Genomic DNA, 19,185 nt, shown 5'->3' on the forward strand with positions numbered 1-19,185 from the left:
TTTCCGACGATTTACAACTAAGAACAGGCCATTGTGGATCGGGGGGATACCATGGCCTGGAAATTTATGCTGGCGACAGCCGTTATGGCGGTTGCGCGTACTATGCCAAATGTCTTTAAGCCTAATATTTTTAACACACCGGCGAAGCCTGCGCTCATTGCCGATAATGCATTCGACATGGAGCTGAAATCCGCGCCGATTAATCCTGAATGGATACTGGCTGGATCGCCAAAGGCACGTTCATGCGAGCAATCCGCCAGCGGCGACCGCGCGGCTTTCACTGCGATCTGGGATTGCACCGCGGGCGAATTTCGCTGGTATTTCGGCTGGGATGAAACGGTTTATATTCTCGAAGGCGAGGTGCATGTCACCGATGCCGACGGAAAACATCGAACGCTGAAAGCCGGTGATGTGGGCTATTTCCGCGGTGGAACATGGGCCACCTGGAAGATCGACCGCTACCTGAAGAAAGTTGCATTCATGCGACGTACCCTTCCCGCACCGACCTCCACTATTTATCGCATCAGCGATGCGTTGCGGAATCGGGTTGCGCGATTGTGAAGCTCCAGCCGCGTTGACGGGGCGTGCGGCTATTCTATATAAATAATGCGCATGATGGGAATGGGGGTCTCCCGAAACCGCCGCTTCTGGCTGATGACTCCTGCTCGAATTGACAACAGGAACGCAATGCGTCGATAGCGGGAAGCTGTCGGGGCTGTGGGTTATCCCCTGCCCGACTTTCTCCAGCAGGCATTTCGTTCCGCAATTTTGACAGGTGAATTATGCAAGCAACCATCATGGTGGCTCTCGGCGGCGCAATCGGAAGTGTAGCGCGTTACTGGCTCGCGCTTTTGATGTTGCCGGTCAGTCGCGACCTTCCCTGGGGCACAATCGTCATCAACATAGCCGGATCGTTTGCTATTTCCTTTTTCGGTGCGCTGACACTCGAACAGGGGCGCTTTGCGGTGCCGGAAATCTGGCGTATCGCCTTCATGGTCGGCGTGTGCGGCGGCTTCACCACATTTTCTTCATTCAGCCTGCAGACACTGGATCTCCTGCGAGCAGGCCAGGCCGGCAAAGCTCTGCTCAATATCGGCATTTCGGTTATCCTTTGCCTCATTGCGGTCTGGCTTGGCTTCCTTGCCGCGCAACAGATCAACAGCGGTTCCCAACAGATCGCACAAACTGCCGTCGAGGAAGAAGGGTCGTAGGCGACCAGATTCGAGGTGCCGAGGATTTAGTTTCTTAACATTGATGAATGCGGGCCTATATCTCCCCATGTAACAATGGAAAATGGAGAGAACCAATGCGTTTGATGCTTACCGTTCTGGCATTTGCAACGACCTGTGGTCTGGCGTCAGCCGCCGCCCCTGAAGGTCAAAAACTTTCTGAAATCATTTCGAAGATCGAGCAAACCTCGGACGTGTCATATGTCGATGAAGTCGATTGGAATGATCGTGGCTATTATGAGATCGAGTATTTCATGAAGAACGGCGCGAAAGTCGAAATCAAAATCGATCCAAAGACCGGAGAATCGATCAAATAAGGTCTTGGAAAAGTGGTGAGCGCGCAGGGATTCGAACCCTGGACCTACTGATTAAAAGTCAGTTGCTCTACCGGCTGAGCTACGCGCTCCCTGAGGAACAAATCGTCCCTGGAAGTGCGGCGGAACATAAGGGCGAGTTTTAGAATGGTCAACACCATAAAATCACGTTTCTCCAACATAAATTCAAAAAATCCTGTCAACTGCACGTAATCCCGCGCCATCGCGAAACGAGACTGGCTTCAATCAGCGCAAGCTGATGGTTTTTAGCTGCTTTTTGCAAAAGAAAAGCCGCCCCGAAGGGCGACTTCCTATTCATTGAGGCCGAATCTATCAGCGATACGGCGAATAGCACTGCTGGCGCGGACCATTGTAAGGCTGGAACGTATTGTCCGAGCTGCGGTAGGACCGGTAACGGTCATAGCACCATTCGACATGTGAACTTCTGTTATAGGCTGGAGCGCGGTAGACCGGCGGAGGCGGGGGGCCGCGATGGCTCCGCCAATGATTGCGCCCGCACCGAAGGCCGCAAGCGGATACCACCAGCCGTCGCTGTGGCGGCGATAGCCATGTCGGTAGTAGTTATAGCCGCGATGGCCGTTCCAATAGCCCGGCCCCGGGCGATAACCGCCGCCATGCCAGCCCGGACGTGGTCCATGGCGGTAACCGTTCCAATGTCCGCCGCGGCCTCTCCAGTGGTCGCGAACCTGCTGGATGTTTTCGTTGGCGACAGCTGGAGCCGAAGGCATGACCGGCGCCGCAGCTGCGGGTGCGATGGCGCCGATCAGAAGTGTCGCGCCAATCGTTCCGGCCAGCAATGCCTTGCCAGACCAAAAACTTGTAAGGTTGCTCTTCATTATGCTTCTCCTTTTCAGGTGCATGCATCATGAAGTCTCCCACATGAATGCACCCTGAATATGATTAGCAATCATATCAAATTTCAAGCCGAACGCAATTTACCTCCTATATTTCAGTAATTTACTATGAAGTATGAAACGGCGAAATTAACCGGCTGAAGGCATAAAAACGGCGCCACAGCGACTTCGAGGGCTTTTTCGACCCCGAATTTCCCCGAGCAACGCCGTTCGCAGGCAAATTCGCGCATCAACGACATAAGGCATTGAGTTCCGCCGAGCACACCTTATAGAACCTGAAGAAAGCTGCAGAATCCTGTTCCCCATTTCAATCGGTCTTGGCCGGTAACGATGGTTGCTGGAACTGGCAGCGCTTGGCGGGATTTTGGATATGGGTGGTGCGGCCTTGTTGAACGATGCAACGCGGTGGGGATCTCAAACAGGCCTTGGGGCGACCGAAGAGGAATGGGTAGAGCTGGTCTCGCACCTGTCTGAAGACCAGTCGCGGCTTTTGTCGGATCTGGTCGAGCAGCACAAACAGAGCTTCGTGGACATCTTTTATAGTCGCCTGATGCAAAATCGCGAGGCGGCGGTCTTCCTGTCGCAAACTGTCGTGCATGATCGTCTGCAACATTCGCTCAGCGACTGGCTGGTTCATCTCCTGGTGAGCCGTCCCACGGATGTCGCCGCTTTCGTGCAGGAACAGCGCAAGATTGGCGAGGTTCATGCGCGTATTCAGGTGCCGATCCATATCGTCATGCAGGGCGCACGGCTGCTGAAAAACGAAATCATCCGCCAGTTGAAGAAGACTGTGCCGGAGCCCGATGCGCTGGCTCGGCTGATCGTGCATGTCAGCAATGCGGTCGATATTGCCATTGAAATCATGAGTCAGGCCTTCGTCAAAGACGCGCGCAAAAGCGCCCAAACGGACGAAGCCTATCGCGCCTTCACGCTAAGCCACGACATTCCACTCGAACGGGAATCGCAGCGCGCCGCCCTGATGGAATGGAGCCAGTCCCTGTTGTTCAACCTTTATGGCAACGGCGACAGCCCACTGCTCTTGCTCGGCAGCTCGGATTTCGGCCTGTGGCTGCAGCACAAGGCTGATATGCTGTTTTCCGGTTCGGCAACGCTTGAACGTCTGCGTCAGACCGTCAGTCTCATCGACTATGAGTTGTTGCCAACTTTGAATACGGCCCGCAAAAGTGACCCGGCAGCGCTTCCAGCTGCGATGGCCGAGTTTCAGACGAGGATTGGCGAAGCGAAGTTTCTGCTGGCGGAATTGTTTCAGGCCGCAGCAACGATGGAGACAGGCCGTGATCCGCTGACACGCGCCCTGAACCGCCGTTTTCTGCCGCCTATTCTGACCCGCGAAATCCGCATGGCCTCGCAGAAAGGACTCGATCTCAGCATTTTGATGGTCGATATCGATCATTTCAAGAAGATCAACGACACCCATGGGCATGGCGGTGGCGACGCCGTATTGCAGCAGGTCGCAGAAACGATTCTGGCCCATTGCCGTCCGGGAGATTTTGTCTTCCGCTATGGCGGGGAAGAGTTTCTGGTCGCGCTCGTCGAAACCGACGAACACAGGGCCTTTGGTATTGGCGAAGAGCTGCGTAAGCTGGTCGAGCAACAGACATTCAATCTGACCAATGGCACGGTGGACACCGTGACGCTTTCCATCGGCATCGCCACATTCAATGGCCATCCGGACTATACGCATCTGGTCGACGCCGCCGATCAGGCGCTCTATCGGGCCAAGCAGGCTGGCCGCAATCGCTGCGAAACGGAAGTGCCGCTCGCGGTTCAGTGAAGAGCAGAGGCATTTTGACATCTGGAAACGGGCGCTGAAAACCGCCATATGCTGCCATCATGACCAATTCTGCATCACTTATGGATAGTTCCTCCAAGCCGCAACGCGACGCGCTCAACGTGCAGTTCTTGCCTGTGGACGCCGATGCGCCGCCGGTGGAATGGCTCGTCGCGGATGGGCTTACCGATTACGAGGAAGCGCTCGCCTTCATGGAAGCGCGGGTGCAGGCCATCCGCGAAGGCACGGCGAGTGAACTCGTCTGGCTGGTGGAACACCCTCCCCTTTATACGGCGGGCACGAGCGCGCGGGCAGAAGACCTGCTGACGCCGGACAGTTTACCGGTGTTCAACACCGGGCGCGGCGGCGAATATACCTATCACGGTCCGGGCCAGCGTGTGGCCTATGTGATGCTGGATTTGAAGCGCCGGCGGGAAGACGTGCGCGCTTTCGTGGCCGCACTGGAACAATGGATCATTGAAAGCCTCGCCGAATTCAACGTGAAGGGCGAGCGCCGCGAAGATCGCGTCGGTGTTTGGGTGATGCGCCCTGAAAAGCCTCGGCTTGCCAATGGTGATATGTGCGAGGACAAGATTGCCGCTATCGGCATTCGTCTGCGCCGCTGGGTCAGCTTTCATGGCATCGCCATCAATGTGGAGCCGAATCTCGGCCATTACGGCGGCATCGTGCCGTGCGGCATTTCAGAACACGGCGTCACGAGCCTCGTCGATCTCGGCCTGCCCGTGACCTTGGGCGATATGGATGTGGCGCTCGGCAAGGCGTTCGAAAACGTATTCGGTCGTCGCGCGGTGAAGTAAGCGTCAGGCTTCGACCTTTAGTTTGCGCTCGCGCATGAAGACATAGAAGCCCGAGCCGATGATGATCACGATGCCAAACCATTTGGATGGCGTTGGAAAATCGCCGAAGACGATCAGCCCGACCAGAACCGCATTCACGATTTCCAGATATTGAAACGGTGCCAGCATGGAAGCTGGCGCCAGTTTGAAGGCGTGCACGACCATCAAATGGCTGACCGTGCCGATAGTGCCCAGAAGCAGCAACAGCAGCCAGGGCTGGATGCCGTTGGGCACGCCGAAGCTCAAATCTTCGAGGCCCATGGTTGGCCCGACGAGCATGGCGAGCCCCGCAAACACCCAGCCGCCAACGCCTGCGTAAAACTGCATGACGAGCGGGCTCTCCTTCGCGCCGAATTTGCGGTTCAGGATCAGATAGATCGCGAATGTAACCGCCGTCGCCAGCGGCAGCAACGACACCGCGCCGAAAATCTCGAAGCTTGGCTGGATGACGATCATCGTACCGATAAGGCCGATGCCGACCGCGCTAAAGCGCCGCCAGCCAACTTTCTCCTTGAGGAAGATCGCCGAAAGCAGCGTCAAAATAAGCGGCTCTGCGAAGAATACGGCCATGGCGTCGGCAAGTGGCATATATTTGACAGCTGTGAAAAAGCAGAGGCCGCCAAAGCCCATCAGAACCCCGCGTATGAGGTTGCCCGCCAGATGCTGCGTGCGAAGTGCCGCCACCCCACCACCTGCCACAAGCAGAATGAAGAACATCAACCAGCATTGCACGAAAAAGCGCATGAACGTGACGGTTGCCGGAGGCATATTATCCATCATGGCCAGCCATTTGCCGATGGCGTCCATCAGCGGCAGCATCAGCACCGAGACGACCATAATGGCCATGCCTTTTACATGCGCTTCTACGCCGCCTGCCGCGCTGCCCTGCATTTCCCGCTCACGATTTCTTCTAAATGCTCGTTTGTTCGCTGTAGGCCAACAACGGCCCCGTTTCCATCATATTCATCGAATGAACAGCCGCTTGTTTGACTTTCGCCTTGTTTCTGGTGCAAACCGACACGACATCACGCGAAATCCTTTGATAAAGCCGTGCGAAAGTGGAACGTAAGGCGAACTTCATTCGCCTTTCACGGCTGCGCATGGCATCATTCGGATGATTCGCAGACAGTATATTTTCGGTCCATGCCGGGGCAGCAAGCCGCATGGTCCTTCCTGAAATTCTGACAGAGAGCTTATCGGGTAAAGATGGACGACAGCAACGATCTCTTTTCGAGAGTGGTGAATAATGCCCGGGAGCGGCAGGTGGAACGACGCACGGAACAGAGCGCCGCGCCTCAACCCGTCGCACCACCTGCGGCAACGCCATTGCCGTCTGCACCTGTTCAACAGGCTGCAAAGCCGGTTGCGACCAAGGCCCCGCCGGTTTCATCAGGTGGCGATGATTACAACGCCTCGTCCATCCGCGTTCTCGAAGGGCTGGAGCCGGTGCGTTTGCGCCCCGGCATGTATATCGGTGGCACCGACGAAAAGGCATTGCACCACCTATTTGCGGAAGTCATCGATAACTCGATGGATGAAGCGGTGGCAGGCCATGCAAATTTCATCGAAGTCAGCCTCGATGCAGAAGGTTTCATCACCGTTTCCGATAATGGCCGCGGCATTCCGGTTGACGAACACCCGCAGGTGCCGGGCAAGTCCACGCTTGAAGTCATCATGACCAAGCTGCATGCGGGCGGCAAGTTCGACGGCAAGGCCTATGAAACATCGGGCGGCCTGCACGGCGTCGGCGTTTCGGTGGTCAATGCGCTGTCCGACGTGCTGGAAGTGGAAGTCGCGCGCAACCGTCGTCTTTATCGCCAGCGCTTTTCGCGCGGTATTCCGCAGGGCGGGTTGGAAGATGCAGGCGAAGTGCATAATCGTCGCGGCACACGTGTTCGCTTTCACCCGGATCCGGATATTTTCGGCAAGACGGCGCATTTCGACCCGCACCGGCTTTATCGCATGGCGCGGTCGAAGGCTTACCTGTTCGGCGGCGTCGAAATCCGCTGGAACTGCGATCCTTCGCTGCTCGACCCGAAAAAGGAAACACCTGAAAAGGCCGTGTTCCACTTCCCCGGTGGTCTGAAGGACTATCTTCAGGCCTCCCTTGGCAAGGAACATCAGGTTACCCGCGAGCTTTTTGCCGGCAAGACCGAGAAGCAGGGCGGGCACGGCGCCGTCGAATGGGCGGTCACGTGGTATGGCGGCGACGGCTTCGTCCATTCCTATTGTAATACGATTCCGACTGCCGATGGCGGCACGCATGAGGCTGGCCTGCGCATTGCGCTGACGCGTGGTCTCAAGGCCTATGCGGAACTGACCAATAACAAGCGCGCTTCGATCATCACGACGGATGACGTCATGGTTTCGGCTGCGGGCATGTTGTCGGTCTTCATCCGCGAACCGGAATTCGTCGGTCAGACCAAGGATAAGCTGGCGACGGTGGAAGCGCAGCGCATTGTGGAAAATGCAATCCGCGATCCGTTCGACCACTGGCTCGCGGCCTCACCGCAGGAAGCCTCGCGCCTGCTCGACTGGGTGGTGGACCGAGCGGAAGAACGTCTGCGCCGTCGTCAGGAAAAGGAAACGGTGCGCAAGAGCGCAACGCGCAAGCTGCGCCTGCCCGGCAAACTGGCCGACTGCACACAGAATGCGGCAGCGGGTGCGGAATTGTTCATCGTCGAAGGTGACTCGGCAGGCGGTTCGGCGAAGCAGGCGCGCAATCGCGCCACGCAGGCGATCCTGCCGCTGCGCGGCAAGATTCTGAACGTCGCCAGCGCTGGCCGCGAAAAGCTGACAGCAAACCAGCAGATTGCCGATCTCATTCAGGCGCTGGGTAGTGGCACGCGGAAGAATTATCGCGAAGACGACCTGCGTTATGACCGCGTGATCATCATGACCGATGCCGACGTGGACGGCGCGCATATCGCATCGCTGCTGATCACTTTCTTCTATCAGGAAATGCCGGAACTGATCCGTAACGGCCACCTTTATCTGGCCGTACCGCCGCTTTACCGTCTGAGCCAAGGCGGCAAGACAGCCTATGCCCGCGATGACGCCCATAAGGACGAATTGCTGCGTACCATGTTTACCGGACGCGGCAAGGTGGAAATCGGTCGCTTCAAAGGTCTCGGCGAAATGCGCGCCGAGCAGTTGAAGGAAACCACCATGGACCCGAAGAAGCGCACGCTGCTGCGGGTGCAGGTGGACGAAGACTATATCGATGAAACCCGCAACACCGTCGATGAACTGATGGGAACCAAGCCGGAAGCCCGTTTCCGCTTCATCACGGATCGCGCTGCTTTCGTGGAAGAACTCGACATTTAAATTAAGCTTATCATGAACAGAGAGCGGCGCGTTGGTTTTGGCCAACCGCCGCTTTATTTATATCTGAGCCAGATATTTCAACTGACTGAAAAGAAAGATTTTTACGCTTTCACGTTGATACCGAGGCGCGACTCGATATCTTCCAGCGATTCCTTAACGAAGAAAGTCTGGTCCGCACTCATCGTCAGAATGCGTGTGCCAGTACCGTAGGCATTATAGGATAGAACGTGGTTGAAATTGATCGCGAGCTTTTCGCCACTCACATCCGTCAGCATGATCCACATGATAGCCCTCCTCCTAAGAAAAACTGGAACTCTCAAGAGAAGGATAGGCGCGCCGGACTGTTCGGCAACAGAAGGGGTGCACTCCAAGGGGTTTCAAAGCGTTGCACGCATACGCACTTTTTCAACAACACGGCCCATGCTGACAGAAGCTTCTTCGCCGCGCCACTCGATGCGAAAGCCCATTTTCTCGTAAAGGCCGATGGCCGGGAGATTATCGGCATGTGTGCCAATCGTTACTGAATCGAAGCCATCCAGCAGAATTTGCGCCATCAGCGCGTCGAGAATGCGTCTGCCGATGCCCTGTCCGTGATAGGGCGGATCGATCCAGAGATCGGCGATATAATTGCTGCCGGGAACGCGCGCACCCCAGCCGAGGATTTTTCCGTCGAGCTCCGCAACCAAAACGCCGTCGGCATTTTCATGCAGATAACCAAGGAAATTCGCTTCCAGCTCTGCACGACGTTGATCGCTTAAGGGACCTGTCTTGGCAGGGATTTCCCACGCCCTGACCGCAAGAGCGGCCATGAAAACAAATTCGCCGGCCATCGAGCGCCGTGTGTCCGAAAGGACGCACAAAGGACGCTCGATATCTTCTGAGTGTTGCATCGTGCTTTCCGAAAATCGACTTCGATTTTCGGGCCGATGCAATCCCCGGCGAATTGCAGTTTCGACTTTTACCACCATTTGGCCGGAGTGAAGCGTCCGGCAGCCTGCTCGATAGCGTGGGCTGTCTGGAACAGTGTTTCTTCCTCGAACGGGCGGCCAATCAGCTGAAGACCGAGCGGCAGCCCCTGCCCGTTGATGCCAGCAGGCACTGCAATGCCCGGAAGACCGGCCATGTTCACAGTCACGGTGAAGATGTCGTTGAGGTACATCTTGACCGGATCGTTGGCGAGGTCTTCATCGGCAAGGCCGAATGCAGCCGACGGCGTCGCAGGCGTGAGGATTGCGTGCACGCCCTTGGCGAAAACGTCCTCGAAGTCTTTCTTGATCAGCGTGCGAACTTTCTGGGCGCGCAGATAATAGGCGTCGTAATAACCAGCTGACAACACATAGGTGCCGATCACGATACGGCGCTTCACTTCCTTGCCGAAACCGGCCGCGCGGGTCTGCTCGTACATGTCGGCAATATCCTTGCCGGGCACACGCAGGCCATAGCGCACGCCGTCATAGCGCGCGAGGTTGGACGAAGCTTCCGCCGGTGCGACGATGTAATAAGCAGGCAGCGCATATTTCGTGTGCGGCAGCGAAATATCGACGATCTCGGCACCGGCATCCTTCAGATACTGGATGCCCTTCTGCCACAGTTCTTCGATCTCGCCCGGCATGCCATCGACGCGATATTCCCGCGGAATGCCGATCTTGATGCCCTTCAGCGACTTGCCGATGGCGGCTTCATAATCCGGCACCGGCAGATCGACCGAGGTGGTGTCCTTCAGGTCGAGCGATGCCATGGACTTGAGCAGAATAGCGGCATCGCGTACGTCGCGGGCAATCGGACCAGCCTGATCGAGCGACGAAGCGAAGGCAACCGTGCCCCAGCGCGACACGCGTCCATAGGTCGGCTTGATGCCGACCGTGCCGGTGAAGGCTGCAGGCTGGCGGATCGAGCCGCCCGTATCGGTCGCGGTGGCGCCGGCGCAAAGCTGTGCGGCGACGGCAGCAGCCGAACCGCCGGACGAACCGCCCGGCACCAGATCGGCATTGGAACCCTTGGCGCGCCACGGGTTCTTGACCGAGCCATAATAGGAGGTTTCGTTGGACGAGCCCATGGCGAATTCGTCCATGTTGAGCTTGCCCAGCATGACCGCGCCGTCAGCCCAGAGATTGGCGGTGACGGTCGATTCATATTCCGGCTTGAAGCCGTCGAGAATATGCGAGCAAGCCTGCGTATGCACACCCTTGGTTGCGAACAGGTCTTTCACGCCGAGCGGGATGCCTTCCAGCGTGCCCGCTTCGCCCTTGGCGATGCGCTCATCCGAGGCCTTGGCCATGGAACGCGCCTGATCGTGCGTAACGGTCACATAGGCATTGATGGCTTCATTGGCGGTGTCGATAGCGGCCAGATAGGCATCGGTCAGCTCGGTCGCGGTGATGGCCTTGGCCTTCAGCTTGTCGCGCGCTTCGGCAATGGTCAGTGCGGTCAGTTCGCTCATCGTCAAATCCTGTCAGTGCGCCTCAGAGAGACGCTTTTCAAAAAAGGCGCTGTATTCGGAGTCCGGATAGTCCAGAACCACACCGCAGCGCGTAAAACCCGAATTCTCATAAAGCCGCCAGGCACCGGCAAAGCCGGGGCCCGTCCCGGTTTCGAGCACAAGGCGGGAAACGTTTTTGGCGTTTGCCGCATCGACAATCGCATCCACGAGAGCAGACCCCACACGTTTGCCGCGCACTTCCGGGCGGGTGAACATTCGTTTCAACTCGCCGATGCCGTCTTCATGCAGCTTCAAAGCGCCGCAACCGACAGCCCTGCCCGTCTCGTCGCGGGCCACGAAAACCGTGGTATCCGGCTCCGCCATCTGCTCAACTGTCATCTTGAACTGGAATTCCAGTGGTGACAGCGGCAGCATATGCGCGTTCAGGTGCTCGACCAGCTCGCGCACATCGTCCTGCAATGGGGTCTCGACGGAAACCCGAACGGCCATGGCCTACTCCACGACTTTCGGAACGACGAAGAAATTGTCTTCCGTGACTGGCGCATTGGCAACCACGGCATCGGCGATGCCGCCATCGGTCACCTTGTCGTCGCGCAGGCGCATATTCATCGGCGTCACCGAGGTCATCGGCTCGACGCCGTCAACATTGACTTCGTTCAATTGCTCGACAAAGCCCAGAATTGCATTGAGTTCACCGGTCATGCGCTCGGCATCGTCTTCGCTGACGGCGATGCGCGCGAGATGCGCAACGCGTTTGACGGTGGAAATATCGACGGACATTCTGTTCTCCGCAAATGCTGTATCAGGGCGGCGACCCGCCACCCTGAAGGTTCTTTGCTACGGCTATAACGGCGCGATTGTTGAAGCGCAACATTTCTTGGCGCTTCAACGGGGATTAGAAGCTGTGAACGGTGCCGGCAGGATCTGCCAGAACCTTCGTGCCGGGATGATCGGCCATACCGGCCACAAACTTTTCCGCGGTCTGGTCGATGATCGGGAACGAACCGTAATGGCACGGCAACACGGTCTTGAAGTTGAAGTAACGCTGGCAGGCCAAAGCCGCCACCGCACCGCCCATGGTGAAGCGGTCGCCAACCGGCACAATGCCGATTTCCGGTTGGTGCAACTCGTTGATAAGCGCCATGTCGGAGAAAATATCCGTATCGCCCATGTGATAAAGCGTTGGGTCTTCTTCAAAGTGGAACACCAGACCGTTCGGGTTGCCGAGCGCCTGTGAGACGCCGTTTTCCGTCAGAAAAGCCGAGGAATGCAGCGCATTGACAAAGGTGACGGTGAAGCCGTCATGCGACTGCGTGCCGCCGGTGTTGCCCATCTCGAGCTTTTCAACGCCCTGTGTGCCGAGCCAGCTTGCCAGATCGGCATTGGCGATAACCGTCGCGCCATGCTCCTTGGCAATGGCAACCGTGTCGCCGATGTGATCGCCGTGGCCGTGGGTCAGTGCAATATGGGTGACGCCTTTGGTCGCTTCCTTGAAGTCGATGCCTTTCGCCCCGGGATTACCGTTCAGGAACGGATCGATGAGGATGACCGCCTTTGCGGTTTCAATGCGGAAGGCGGCATGGCCAAGCCAGGTCAGTTTCATGAAGATTCTCCTTCGATCTCGATTTCCGGGTTGAGAACAGATATGACGCCCATAAAGTTGAAAGCAATATGAAGACCACTTCAAATTCCGATGAGGACTTATGGCTATCGTTGAAATCGAGGAAATCCCGGCGCTGCTGAAGCCCGGTCAGACGATTGCCGGATTGGACCTTGGCACCAAAACCATAGGCGTCGCCGTTTCGGACCTCGGTTTCTCCTTTGCCAATCCGCGTCCAGTCATCAAACGCGTGAAATTCACGCTCGATGCGCAAACGCTTTTGAAGGCGCTGGAGGCGGATAGGGTCGGCGTGATCGTGATCGGCTTGCCTATGAATATGGACGGCACTTCCGGTCCCCGTGTTCAGGCAACCCGCGCTTTCGTGCGCACCATGCAGCCGCTGACCGATCTGCCCTTCGTGTTCTGGGATGAACGGCTGTCCACCGTTGCCGCTGAACGCGCGCTGATCGGCATGGATGTATCACGCGGCAAGCGCGCCGAACGCATCGATCCGGCTGCTGCTGCCTTCATCCTGCAAGGCGCGCTCGACCGCCTGCATCTGATCAGGCGGTCGGAAGCCGATGACGATTACGACGCCGGATAAAGCTGGTCGAGAATGCGCATCGCATCATGGCGCGCATCGAGCATGCCATAGGTGCTGCGCCACTGGCCGCCGAGCCGGGTTTCGATGAAGGCATCGGCAATGTCGTCAGCGCCGAGCTGGCGCAATTCCGCCGCCGCAGCCGCATAGGCAAGCTGTTCCGTCAGAAGACGGGCAACCCCCTGATCGCTTTCCGTCAGTTGCAAAGCAGCGCGCAGAACGTCGATGGTGCCCTGCCCGCGCTGGCCAAGTTGTCCGCCGATCCATTCCAGCACTTCGTCAAACAGACCGGGCGCACGCGAAAGCACCCGCGCCACGTCCAGCGCCATGACATTGCCAGAACCTTCCCATATGGCGTTGACCGGCGCTTCGCGATAGGCGCGGGCTAGATTGCCGTCTTCGATATAGCCGTTGCCGCCAAGACACTCCATGGCTTCGTAAAGCAAGGCAGGCGCAATCTTGCACACCCAATATTTCACCACCGGCGTCATGCAGCGGGCGAAGGCAGCTTCGGCGCGATCACCAGCCGCCATGTCAAAGGCGCGGGCAAGGCGCATGGAAAGCGCTGTCGCACCAGCAACATCCAGCGCCATATCGGCCAGAACACGGCTCATCAAAGGCTGCTCGATCAGAGACTTACCGAAGACCTCGCGGTGACGGCAGTGGTGCACGGCCTCGGCCAGACCGGAGCGCATCAGGCCTGCCGATGCGACGGCACAATCAAGCCGTGTCAGCGTTACCATGTCCATGATGGTTTTCACGCCCTCGCCCGGATTGCCGATCAGCTGGCCGATCGCGCCGTCGAACTCGACTTCCGAAGAGGCGTTGGACTTGTTGCCGAGCTTGTCCTTGAGACGCTGGAAGGCAAAGCCGTTGCCTTTACCTTCCGAAGTGAGGCGCGGAACCAGAAAGCAGGAAAGCTGCTCATCGACCTGCGCCAGAACCAAAAACGCATCCGACATCGGCGCAGACATGAACCATTTATGCCCGGTGATCGTATAGGTGCCGTCCTCATTGACTGTCGCGCGGGTCGTGTTGGTGCGCACATCCGTGCCGCCCTGCTTTTCCGTCATGCCCATGCCGAGCGTGACGCCGTTTTTGCCGAGCGCGGGCTTTTGAGAAAAGTCGTATTTGCGCGACAGGACCGCCGGAGACCACTCTTTGTAGATGTCCGGCGCGCCCATCAATGCCGCAAGCGAGGCGCTTGTCATGGTGAGTGGGCAAAGGTGCCCGGCCTCAAGCTGTGCGGTCAGATAAAAGCGTGCGGCGCGCGCCTGATGACGGCGACCGGTTTCAGCCGGATTGTCTTCCCAGATCGAGCAATGCAGGCCCTGGGCGATGGAGCGGCGCATGAGTGCGTGATAGGCCGGGTGATATTCGACCAGATCGATACGGTTGCCCTGCCGGTCATGGGTGCGCAGCTTTGGCAGTTCCGTATTAGCCAGTCGCGCCAGATCCTGCGCTTCCGCCGACAGCACGAAACGCCCTGTCTGTTCCAGCTCATTGTGGAGCTCTTTTGGAAAACGAGCCGCAATCTGCATCAGAAGCGGATCGCCCAGATATGCATTGGTGCCTGTCATGGGCGGCGTCTGGTTGGTGACTTCGTGCGTTTTCAAAGGCTCATTCCGTGCTGTTCGTTTTGTTCAACTTAACCGTCTTGCACCGCATTTGCTAAAAATTTGCCATCCATTCCCGAATTTGTCGCTCAAACGACACAGGTTTTTCTTGGGGAATCGGCAGATGCCGTTATAAGGACGGTTGCGGGCTTAGTGCTATGGTCCTATACGGGTGACTTGCCATGATAAAAGAACCGGTCTCTCCGCTTTTCCCTCACCGCCACCTGCTTGGTATCAAGGGGCTATCGCCCCTGGACATTCTCTGCCTCCTTGATCTTGCCGATCAGGAAATCGCCGTATCCCGGCAGCCAGAGAAGAAAAAGTCCGTGCTGCGCGGTCGCACGCAAATCAATCTTTTCTTCGAAGCATCGACGCGAACGCAATCGTCGTTCGAACTGGCCGGTAAACGGCTCGGTGCCGACGTGATGAACATGTCGGTCGGCAATTCGTCGGTCAAGAAGGGCGAAACGCTCATCGATACGGCGATGACGCTGAACGCGATGCAACCGGATATTCTGGTCATACGCCATGCGTCCGCCGGAGCTGCCGCCCTGCTCGCGCAAAAGGTCGGCTGCTCGGTCGTCAATGCGGGCGACGGCGCGCATGAACATCCCACACAGGCCCTGCTCGATGCGCTGACGATCCGTCGCGCCAAAGGCCAGATCGAAAACCTGATTGTCGCCATTTGCGGCGATGTGCTCCACTCACGTGTGGCGCGCTCCAACATTCTGCTTCTCAACGCCCTCGGTGCGCGCGTGCGTGTCGTCGCGCCATCCACGCTTCTGCCTTCCGGCATGGCGGATATGAGTGTCGAAGTCTTCAACTCGATGGAGGAAGGTCTGAAAGACGCCGATGTGGTCATGATGTTGCGCTTGCAACGCGAGCGCATGGCAGGTGCCTTCGTGCCGTCGGTGCGTGAATATTTCCGCTTCTACGGCCTCGATAAGGAAAAACTGAAACACGCCAAGCCTGACGCGCTCGTCATGCATCCCGGTCCGATGAACCGTGGCGTCGAAATCGCCTCGGATGTCGCCGATGGCCCGCAGAGCGTCATCCAGCAGCAGGTGGAAATGGGCGTTGCGGTGCGCATGGCCGTGATGGAAGCCCTACTCGATCCGCGCCGAAATCCAAGCAACGGAGAAGCAGCATGAGCGCCGTTCTGTTTGAAAATGCGCGCATCGTCGATCCGTCACGCGGTCTCGATGAAACCGGCAGTGTGCTGATCCGCGACGGCAAGATCGTTGCCGCCGGAGCGGATGCCCGTAATCAGGGCGCACCGGAAGGTGCGGAAATCATCGATCTGGACGGTAAGGCAGTTCTGCCCGGTCTGGTCGATTCGCGGGTGTTTATCGGCGAGCCAGGCGCAGAACACCGCGAAACCATCGCTTCAGCCAGCCGCGCTGCTGCCGCGGGTGGTGTGACTTCTATCATCATGATGCCGGATACCGATCCGGTCATTGATGATGTGGCGCTGGTCGAATTCGTCAAGCGCACCGCGCGGGATACGGCCATCGTCAATGTGCACCCGGCGGCTGCTATCACCAAAGGGCTGCATGGCGAAGAAATGACTGAGATTGGTCTGTTGCGCGATGCCGGTGCGGTCGCCTTCACCGAAGGCCGTCAGACAATAGCCAATACGCAGCTGATGCGCCGCGCACTGACCTATGCCCGCGATTTCAACGCGGTCATCGCCTGCGAAACCCGTGACCCCTATCTCGGTGCCAACGGCGTGATGAATGAAGGCCTGTTCGCAAGCTGGCTCGGCTTGTCCGGGAGCCCGCGTGAAGCCGAGGTCATCCCGCTGGAGCGCGATCTGCGCCTCGCCGCGCTGACCAACAGCAATTATCACGCGGCACAGCTTTCCTGCGCCATGTCGGCAGAAGCCATGTGCCGTGCCAAGGACCTTGGCGCCAAGGTGACGGCAGGTGTGTCGATCAACCACTTGTCGCTCAATGAGAACGACATTGGCGAGTTCCGCACCTTCTTCCGCCTGTCGCCGCCGCTGCGCAGTGAACAGGACCGGCTTGCCATGGTCGAGGCGGTCAAGAACGGCACGATCGATATTGTGGTCTCCGCGCATGATCCGCAGGACGTCGACACCAAGCGCCTGCCCTTTGCGGATGCAGAAGCCGGAGCCATCGGCCTGGAAACGCTTCTGGGCGCAGCCCTTCGTCTTTATCACAATGACAGCATCCCGCTGTTGCGTCTGGTTGAAGTGCTGTCTACCGCCCCGGCGAAGATTTTCGGCCTCGATGCCGGTACGCTGAAGCCCGGCGCGTCGGCAGACCTTGCCATTGTCGATCTCGACGAGCCGTGGATTGTGCGGGAGGAAGAGCTGCATTCGCTTTCGAAGAACAGCTGTTTTGAAAGCGCCCGCTTTCAGGGTCGCGTTGTCCGCACTATAGTCGCCGGCAAGACCGTTTATTCGGCATAAGAATCCATAGTCCCGACAGGAGAACTCTTTTCGGGACCTTGGATAACAATAAAAGCCAGAGGGAATCTATATGGCCGAAACCGGTTTCTTTAATCTCGTGCACATCGCGACACTTATTTTCGGCTATCTCCTCGGTTCCATCCCCTTCGGGCTGATCCTGACCCGACTGGCGGGCTTGGGCGATGTGCGGTCCATCGGCTCGGGCAATATCGGCGCAACCAATGTGCTGCGCACCGGCAACAAGAAGCTCGCCGCTGCGACGCTCATTCTCGATGCGCTGAAGGGCACCTTTGCGGTGCTGGTCGCATGGCGCTATGGCGAAGGTGCCGCGATTGCTGCGGGCTTTGGTGCCTTTATCGGCCATCTCTTTCCGGTATGGATCGGCTTCAAGGGCGGCAAAGGCGTTGCCACCTATCTCGGCATTCTGATCGGCCTGGCATGGCCCGGCGCCTTGATCTTCGCCGCTGTCTGGATCGTAACCGCAATTGTCACGCGTTATTCGTCGCTATCCGCGCTTCTGGCCAGTGTCATCGTGCCGATTGGCCTTTATTTCAAAGGCGACCACGCGATTGCGGGCCTGTTTGCAGTGCTGACAGTGATCATCTTCTTCAAGCACCACGCCAATATTAAGCGGCTTCTGAACGGCACAGAAAGCCGGATCGGAGCCAAGGGGTGATGGAGGGCGCGAATTCAAAAGCCGGAATTCGCCTCTCAGATCGCCAGAGATTGAACTGGCTGCGCCTTATTCGCACCGACAATATCGGTGCGGTTACCTTTCGCGACCTTATCCTTTTTTGCGGTTCCGCCGCCAATGCGTTGGAGCGGCTACCCGATCTCAATATCCGGGGCGGCAGCACCAGACCACTTCGCATTACGCCGATGGAAGATGCCGAGCGTGAGCTGGAGGCAATTGAGCGCCATGGCGCTCGCCTCGTCGGCATGGGCGAACCGGATTATCCCGCGCAACTGAAGAACTGCGAAGCGCCGCCGCCTTTGGTGATCATCAAGGGCGGTGAGAACGTGTTCCGCAAGCCACCCGTTGCCATCGTCGGCTCGCGCAATGCTTCTGTTGTGGGTGCGCGCTTCACGGAGAAACTGGCGCGTGATCTCGGCGATGCGGGCTTTGCCGTGATTTCCGGGCTCGCGCGTGGCATTGATGCCGCCGCACACAAGGCCAGCTTGGCAAGCGGCACGGTCGCCGTGCTGGCCGGAGGGCTGGATCGCCCCTACCCGCCTGAAAACCTGCCGCTATACCGCGCAATCCCCGAACATGACGGCGCTTTGATCACCGAAATGCCGATGGGCGCAGAACCGCGATCCCGCGATTTTCCGCGCCGTAACCGCATCATTGCCGGGCTTTCGCTCGGCCTGATCGTTGTGGAAGCGGCGGAACGCTCCGGTTCGCTGATCAGCGCGCGGATGGCGGGCGAAATGGGCCGCACGGTTTTTGCCGTGCCCGGCTCACCGCTGGACCCACGCGCCCGTGGCACCAACGCGCTCCTGAAACAAGGCGCAACACTGGTCACCGGCGTGGAAGATGTGATCGAGGCACTCAATCCGATCTTGCGACCGCAAGACCTTTTAGCGCTGAAGTTCCACAGGCTGACGGTAACCATCAACTGGAAGAACCGCTGGATGAACTGCCCGCGCTCATGACGGATGAGGAACGTTACCGCATTATGGATGTCCTTGGTCCGAGCCCGGTCGATATCGATAGTCTTGTCCGCCATACCGGCATTGGTGCCAGTCAGGTCCAGCTTATTCTGCTGGAATTCGATCTGGCCGGTCGCCTTGTGCGCTATCCCGGTAATCAGATCGCCCTCCTCCCCGAGGGGTAATCTGTGCCCCGCCCGTTCCTTTAATGATTTCGCTTCCCCTCAATCAGATCCTTCGCCTCTTCCGAAGCCATTTGAATCATGTAAGCCAATAAGGGATTGTCTGTCTTCTTTGCCAGTTTCCCAAGTTCGCCCAGCATCTGTTCTATATATACGAGGGTCTCAGGATTATCTTCACGACGTTGCTTCATGCTGCCCCCAACAAATAAGCAAGTAGCTTTATTAGAAAATCACTATGCAAATTATGAACGCTCCGACCATATTT

20 protein-coding genes, 1 tRNA gene, 2 pseudogenes and 1 riboswitch are annotated in these 19,185 nt (G+C 57.8%); of the genes and pseudogenes, 11 read left to right on the forward strand and 12 right to left on the reverse strand.

Annotation, left to right across the window (positions count from 1 at the left end):
* The first annotated feature begins 51 nt into the window (after positions 1–51).
* From QLQ11_RS13990 to QLQ11_RS14000, 3 genes are all read left to right on the forward strand, one after another.
* Positions 52–561 carry a cupin domain-containing protein gene (locus QLQ11_RS13990; RefSeq protein ID WP_109367382.1) on the forward strand — a complete coding sequence of 170 codons (510 nt, stop codon included), beginning with the start codon at positions 52–54 and terminating at the stop codon, positions 559–561.
* Positions 562–608: 47 nt separating this feature from the next.
* Positions 609–671: riboswitch (Fluoride riboswitch) on the forward strand.
* 111 nt (positions 672–782) lie between these two features.
* Positions 783–1,211: a fluoride efflux transporter CrcB gene (crcB, locus tag QLQ11_RS13995; protein ID WP_124915874.1), complete on the forward strand. Its 429-nt coding sequence runs from the start codon at positions 783–785 to the stop codon at positions 1,209–1,211.
* A gap of 95 nt (positions 1,212–1,306) precedes the next feature.
* Positions 1,307–1,546, forward strand: a complete 240-nt coding sequence (locus tag QLQ11_RS14000; protein WP_121538348.1) for a PepSY domain-containing protein — start codon at positions 1,307–1,309, stop codon at positions 1,544–1,546.
* Between the two features lie 13 nt (positions 1,547–1,559).
* On the opposite strand, the gene QLQ11_RS14005 is transcribed toward QLQ11_RS14000, so the two are convergent.
* A tRNA-Lys gene (locus QLQ11_RS14005) sits at positions 1,560–1,635 on the reverse strand.
* A gap of 241 nt (positions 1,636–1,876) precedes the next feature.
* Positions 1,877–2,400: pseudogene (locus tag QLQ11_RS14010) on the reverse strand (BA14K family protein).
* A 352-nt stretch (positions 2,401–2,752) separates the two neighbouring features.
* Between QLQ11_RS14010 and QLQ11_RS14015 the strand changes: the two are divergent.
* Both QLQ11_RS14015 and lipB read left to right on the forward strand, forming a co-directional pair.
* Entirely contained in the window at positions 2,753–4,213 is a 1,461-nt protein-coding gene (locus QLQ11_RS14015; RefSeq protein ID WP_244597133.1) for a GGDEF domain-containing protein, read from the forward strand.
* A gap of 80 nt (positions 4,214–4,293) precedes the next feature.
* Positions 4,294–5,028, forward strand: a complete 735-nt coding sequence (lipB, locus tag QLQ11_RS14020) for a lipoyl(octanoyl) transferase LipB (RefSeq protein WP_371830819.1) — start codon at positions 4,294–4,296, stop codon at positions 5,026–5,028.
* Between the two features lie 3 nt (positions 5,029–5,031).
* On the opposite strand, the gene QLQ11_RS14025 is transcribed toward lipB, so the two are convergent.
* Together QLQ11_RS14025 and QLQ11_RS14030 are read right to left on the reverse strand one after the other, a co-directional pair.
* The gene (locus QLQ11_RS14025) at positions 5,032–5,958 is read right to left on the reverse strand and encodes a DMT family transporter (protein WP_109367354.1); all 927 of its coding nucleotides are present in this window, start codon (positions 5,956–5,958) and stop codon (positions 5,032–5,034) included.
* Positions 5,959–5,977: 19 nt separating this feature from the next.
* On the reverse strand, positions 5,978–6,232 hold the full coding sequence (locus tag QLQ11_RS14030) for a hypothetical protein (RefSeq protein ID WP_109367353.1): 255 nt from the start codon (positions 6,230–6,232) through the stop codon (positions 5,978–5,980).
* A gap of 41 nt (positions 6,233–6,273) precedes the next feature.
* Between QLQ11_RS14030 and parE the strand changes: the two genes are divergently transcribed.
* Positions 6,274–8,394 carry a DNA topoisomerase IV subunit B gene (gene parE, locus QLQ11_RS14035; RefSeq protein ID WP_109367352.1) on the forward strand — a complete coding sequence of 707 codons (2,121 nt, stop codon included), beginning with the start codon at positions 6,274–6,276 and terminating at the stop codon, positions 8,392–8,394.
* 101 nt (positions 8,395–8,495) lie between these two features.
* On the opposite strand, the gene QLQ11_RS14040 is transcribed toward parE, so the two are convergent.
* From QLQ11_RS14040 to QLQ11_RS14065, 6 genes are all read right to left on the reverse strand, one after another.
* Positions 8,496–8,678: a hypothetical protein gene (locus QLQ11_RS14040; RefSeq protein ID WP_109367351.1), complete on the reverse strand. Its 183-nt coding sequence runs from the start codon at positions 8,676–8,678 to the stop codon at positions 8,496–8,498.
* A gap of 93 nt (positions 8,679–8,771) precedes the next feature.
* Positions 8,772–9,284: a GNAT family N-acetyltransferase gene (locus QLQ11_RS14045; RefSeq protein WP_244597132.1), complete on the reverse strand. Its 513-nt coding sequence runs from the start codon at positions 9,282–9,284 to the stop codon at positions 8,772–8,774.
* A gap of 68 nt (positions 9,285–9,352) precedes the next feature.
* Complete coding sequence (gene gatA, locus QLQ11_RS14050) at positions 9,353–10,834, reverse strand: Asp-tRNA(Asn)/Glu-tRNA(Gln) amidotransferase subunit GatA (protein WP_109367350.1); 1,482 nt, start codon at positions 10,832–10,834, stop codon at positions 9,353–9,355.
* A 12-nt stretch (positions 10,835–10,846) separates the two neighbouring features.
* Positions 10,847–11,323 (reverse strand): GNAT family N-acetyltransferase, encoded by a 477-nt coding sequence (locus QLQ11_RS14055; RefSeq protein WP_109367349.1) that lies wholly within the window; start codon positions 11,321–11,323, stop codon positions 10,847–10,849.
* 3 nt (positions 11,324–11,326) lie between these two features.
* Entirely contained in the window at positions 11,327–11,614 is a 288-nt protein-coding gene (gene gatC / locus QLQ11_RS14060) for an Asp-tRNA(Asn)/Glu-tRNA(Gln) amidotransferase subunit GatC (RefSeq protein WP_078336964.1), read from the reverse strand.
* Between the two features lie 115 nt (positions 11,615–11,729).
* Positions 11,730–12,437, reverse strand: coding sequence for a metal-dependent hydrolase (locus QLQ11_RS14065; protein ID WP_109367348.1), 708 nt, complete (start codon positions 12,435–12,437; stop codon positions 11,730–11,732).
* 100 nt (positions 12,438–12,537) lie between these two features.
* Between QLQ11_RS14065 and ruvX the strand changes: the two genes are divergently transcribed.
* Complete coding sequence (ruvX, locus tag QLQ11_RS14070) at positions 12,538–13,038, forward strand: Holliday junction resolvase RuvX (protein ID WP_371835993.1); 501 nt, start codon at positions 12,538–12,540, stop codon at positions 13,036–13,038.
* On the opposite strand, the gene QLQ11_RS14075 is transcribed toward ruvX, so the two are convergent.
* A complete protein-coding gene (locus QLQ11_RS14075) occupies positions 13,023–14,651 on the reverse strand; it encodes an acyl-CoA dehydrogenase family protein (RefSeq protein WP_121538332.1) in 1,629 nt (542 codons plus the stop codon). The two genes, ruvX and QLQ11_RS14075, sit on opposite strands and share 16 nt — an antisense overlap.
* A gap of 182 nt (positions 14,652–14,833) precedes the next feature.
* On the opposite strand from QLQ11_RS14075, the gene QLQ11_RS14080 reads away from it, so the two are divergent.
* From QLQ11_RS14080 to dprA, 4 genes and pseudogenes are all read left to right on the forward strand, one after another.
* Positions 14,834–15,802 (forward strand): aspartate carbamoyltransferase catalytic subunit, encoded by a 969-nt coding sequence (locus QLQ11_RS14080; protein WP_109367345.1) that lies wholly within the window; start codon positions 14,834–14,836, stop codon positions 15,800–15,802.
* Positions 15,799–17,085 (forward strand): dihydroorotase, encoded by a 1,287-nt coding sequence (locus QLQ11_RS14085; RefSeq protein WP_109367344.1) that lies wholly within the window; start codon positions 15,799–15,801, stop codon positions 17,083–17,085. The genes QLQ11_RS14080 and QLQ11_RS14085 overlap by 4 nt, the downstream gene beginning before the upstream one ends.
* A gap of 70 nt (positions 17,086–17,155) precedes the next feature.
* Complete coding sequence (gene plsY, locus QLQ11_RS14090) at positions 17,156–17,761, forward strand: glycerol-3-phosphate 1-O-acyltransferase PlsY (protein ID WP_109367343.1); 606 nt, start codon at positions 17,156–17,158, stop codon at positions 17,759–17,761.
* Positions 17,758–18,923: pseudogene (gene dprA / locus QLQ11_RS14095) on the forward strand (DNA-processing protein DprA). Before plsY ends, dprA begins: the two are co-directional and overlap by 4 nt.
* Positions 18,924–18,943: 20 nt before the next feature.
* Here the strand turns inward: dprA and QLQ11_RS14100 are convergent.
* Positions 18,944–19,111: a hypothetical protein gene (locus QLQ11_RS14100; protein ID WP_167836084.1), complete on the reverse strand. Its 168-nt coding sequence runs from the start codon at positions 19,109–19,111 to the stop codon at positions 18,944–18,946.
* Positions 19,112–19,185: the final 74 nt, after the last annotated feature.

The organism is Ochrobactrum sp. SSR (assembly GCF_030067775.1).
Taxonomy (GTDB): domain Bacteria; phylum Pseudomonadota; class Alphaproteobacteria; order Rhizobiales; family Rhizobiaceae; genus Brucella; species Brucella teleogrylli.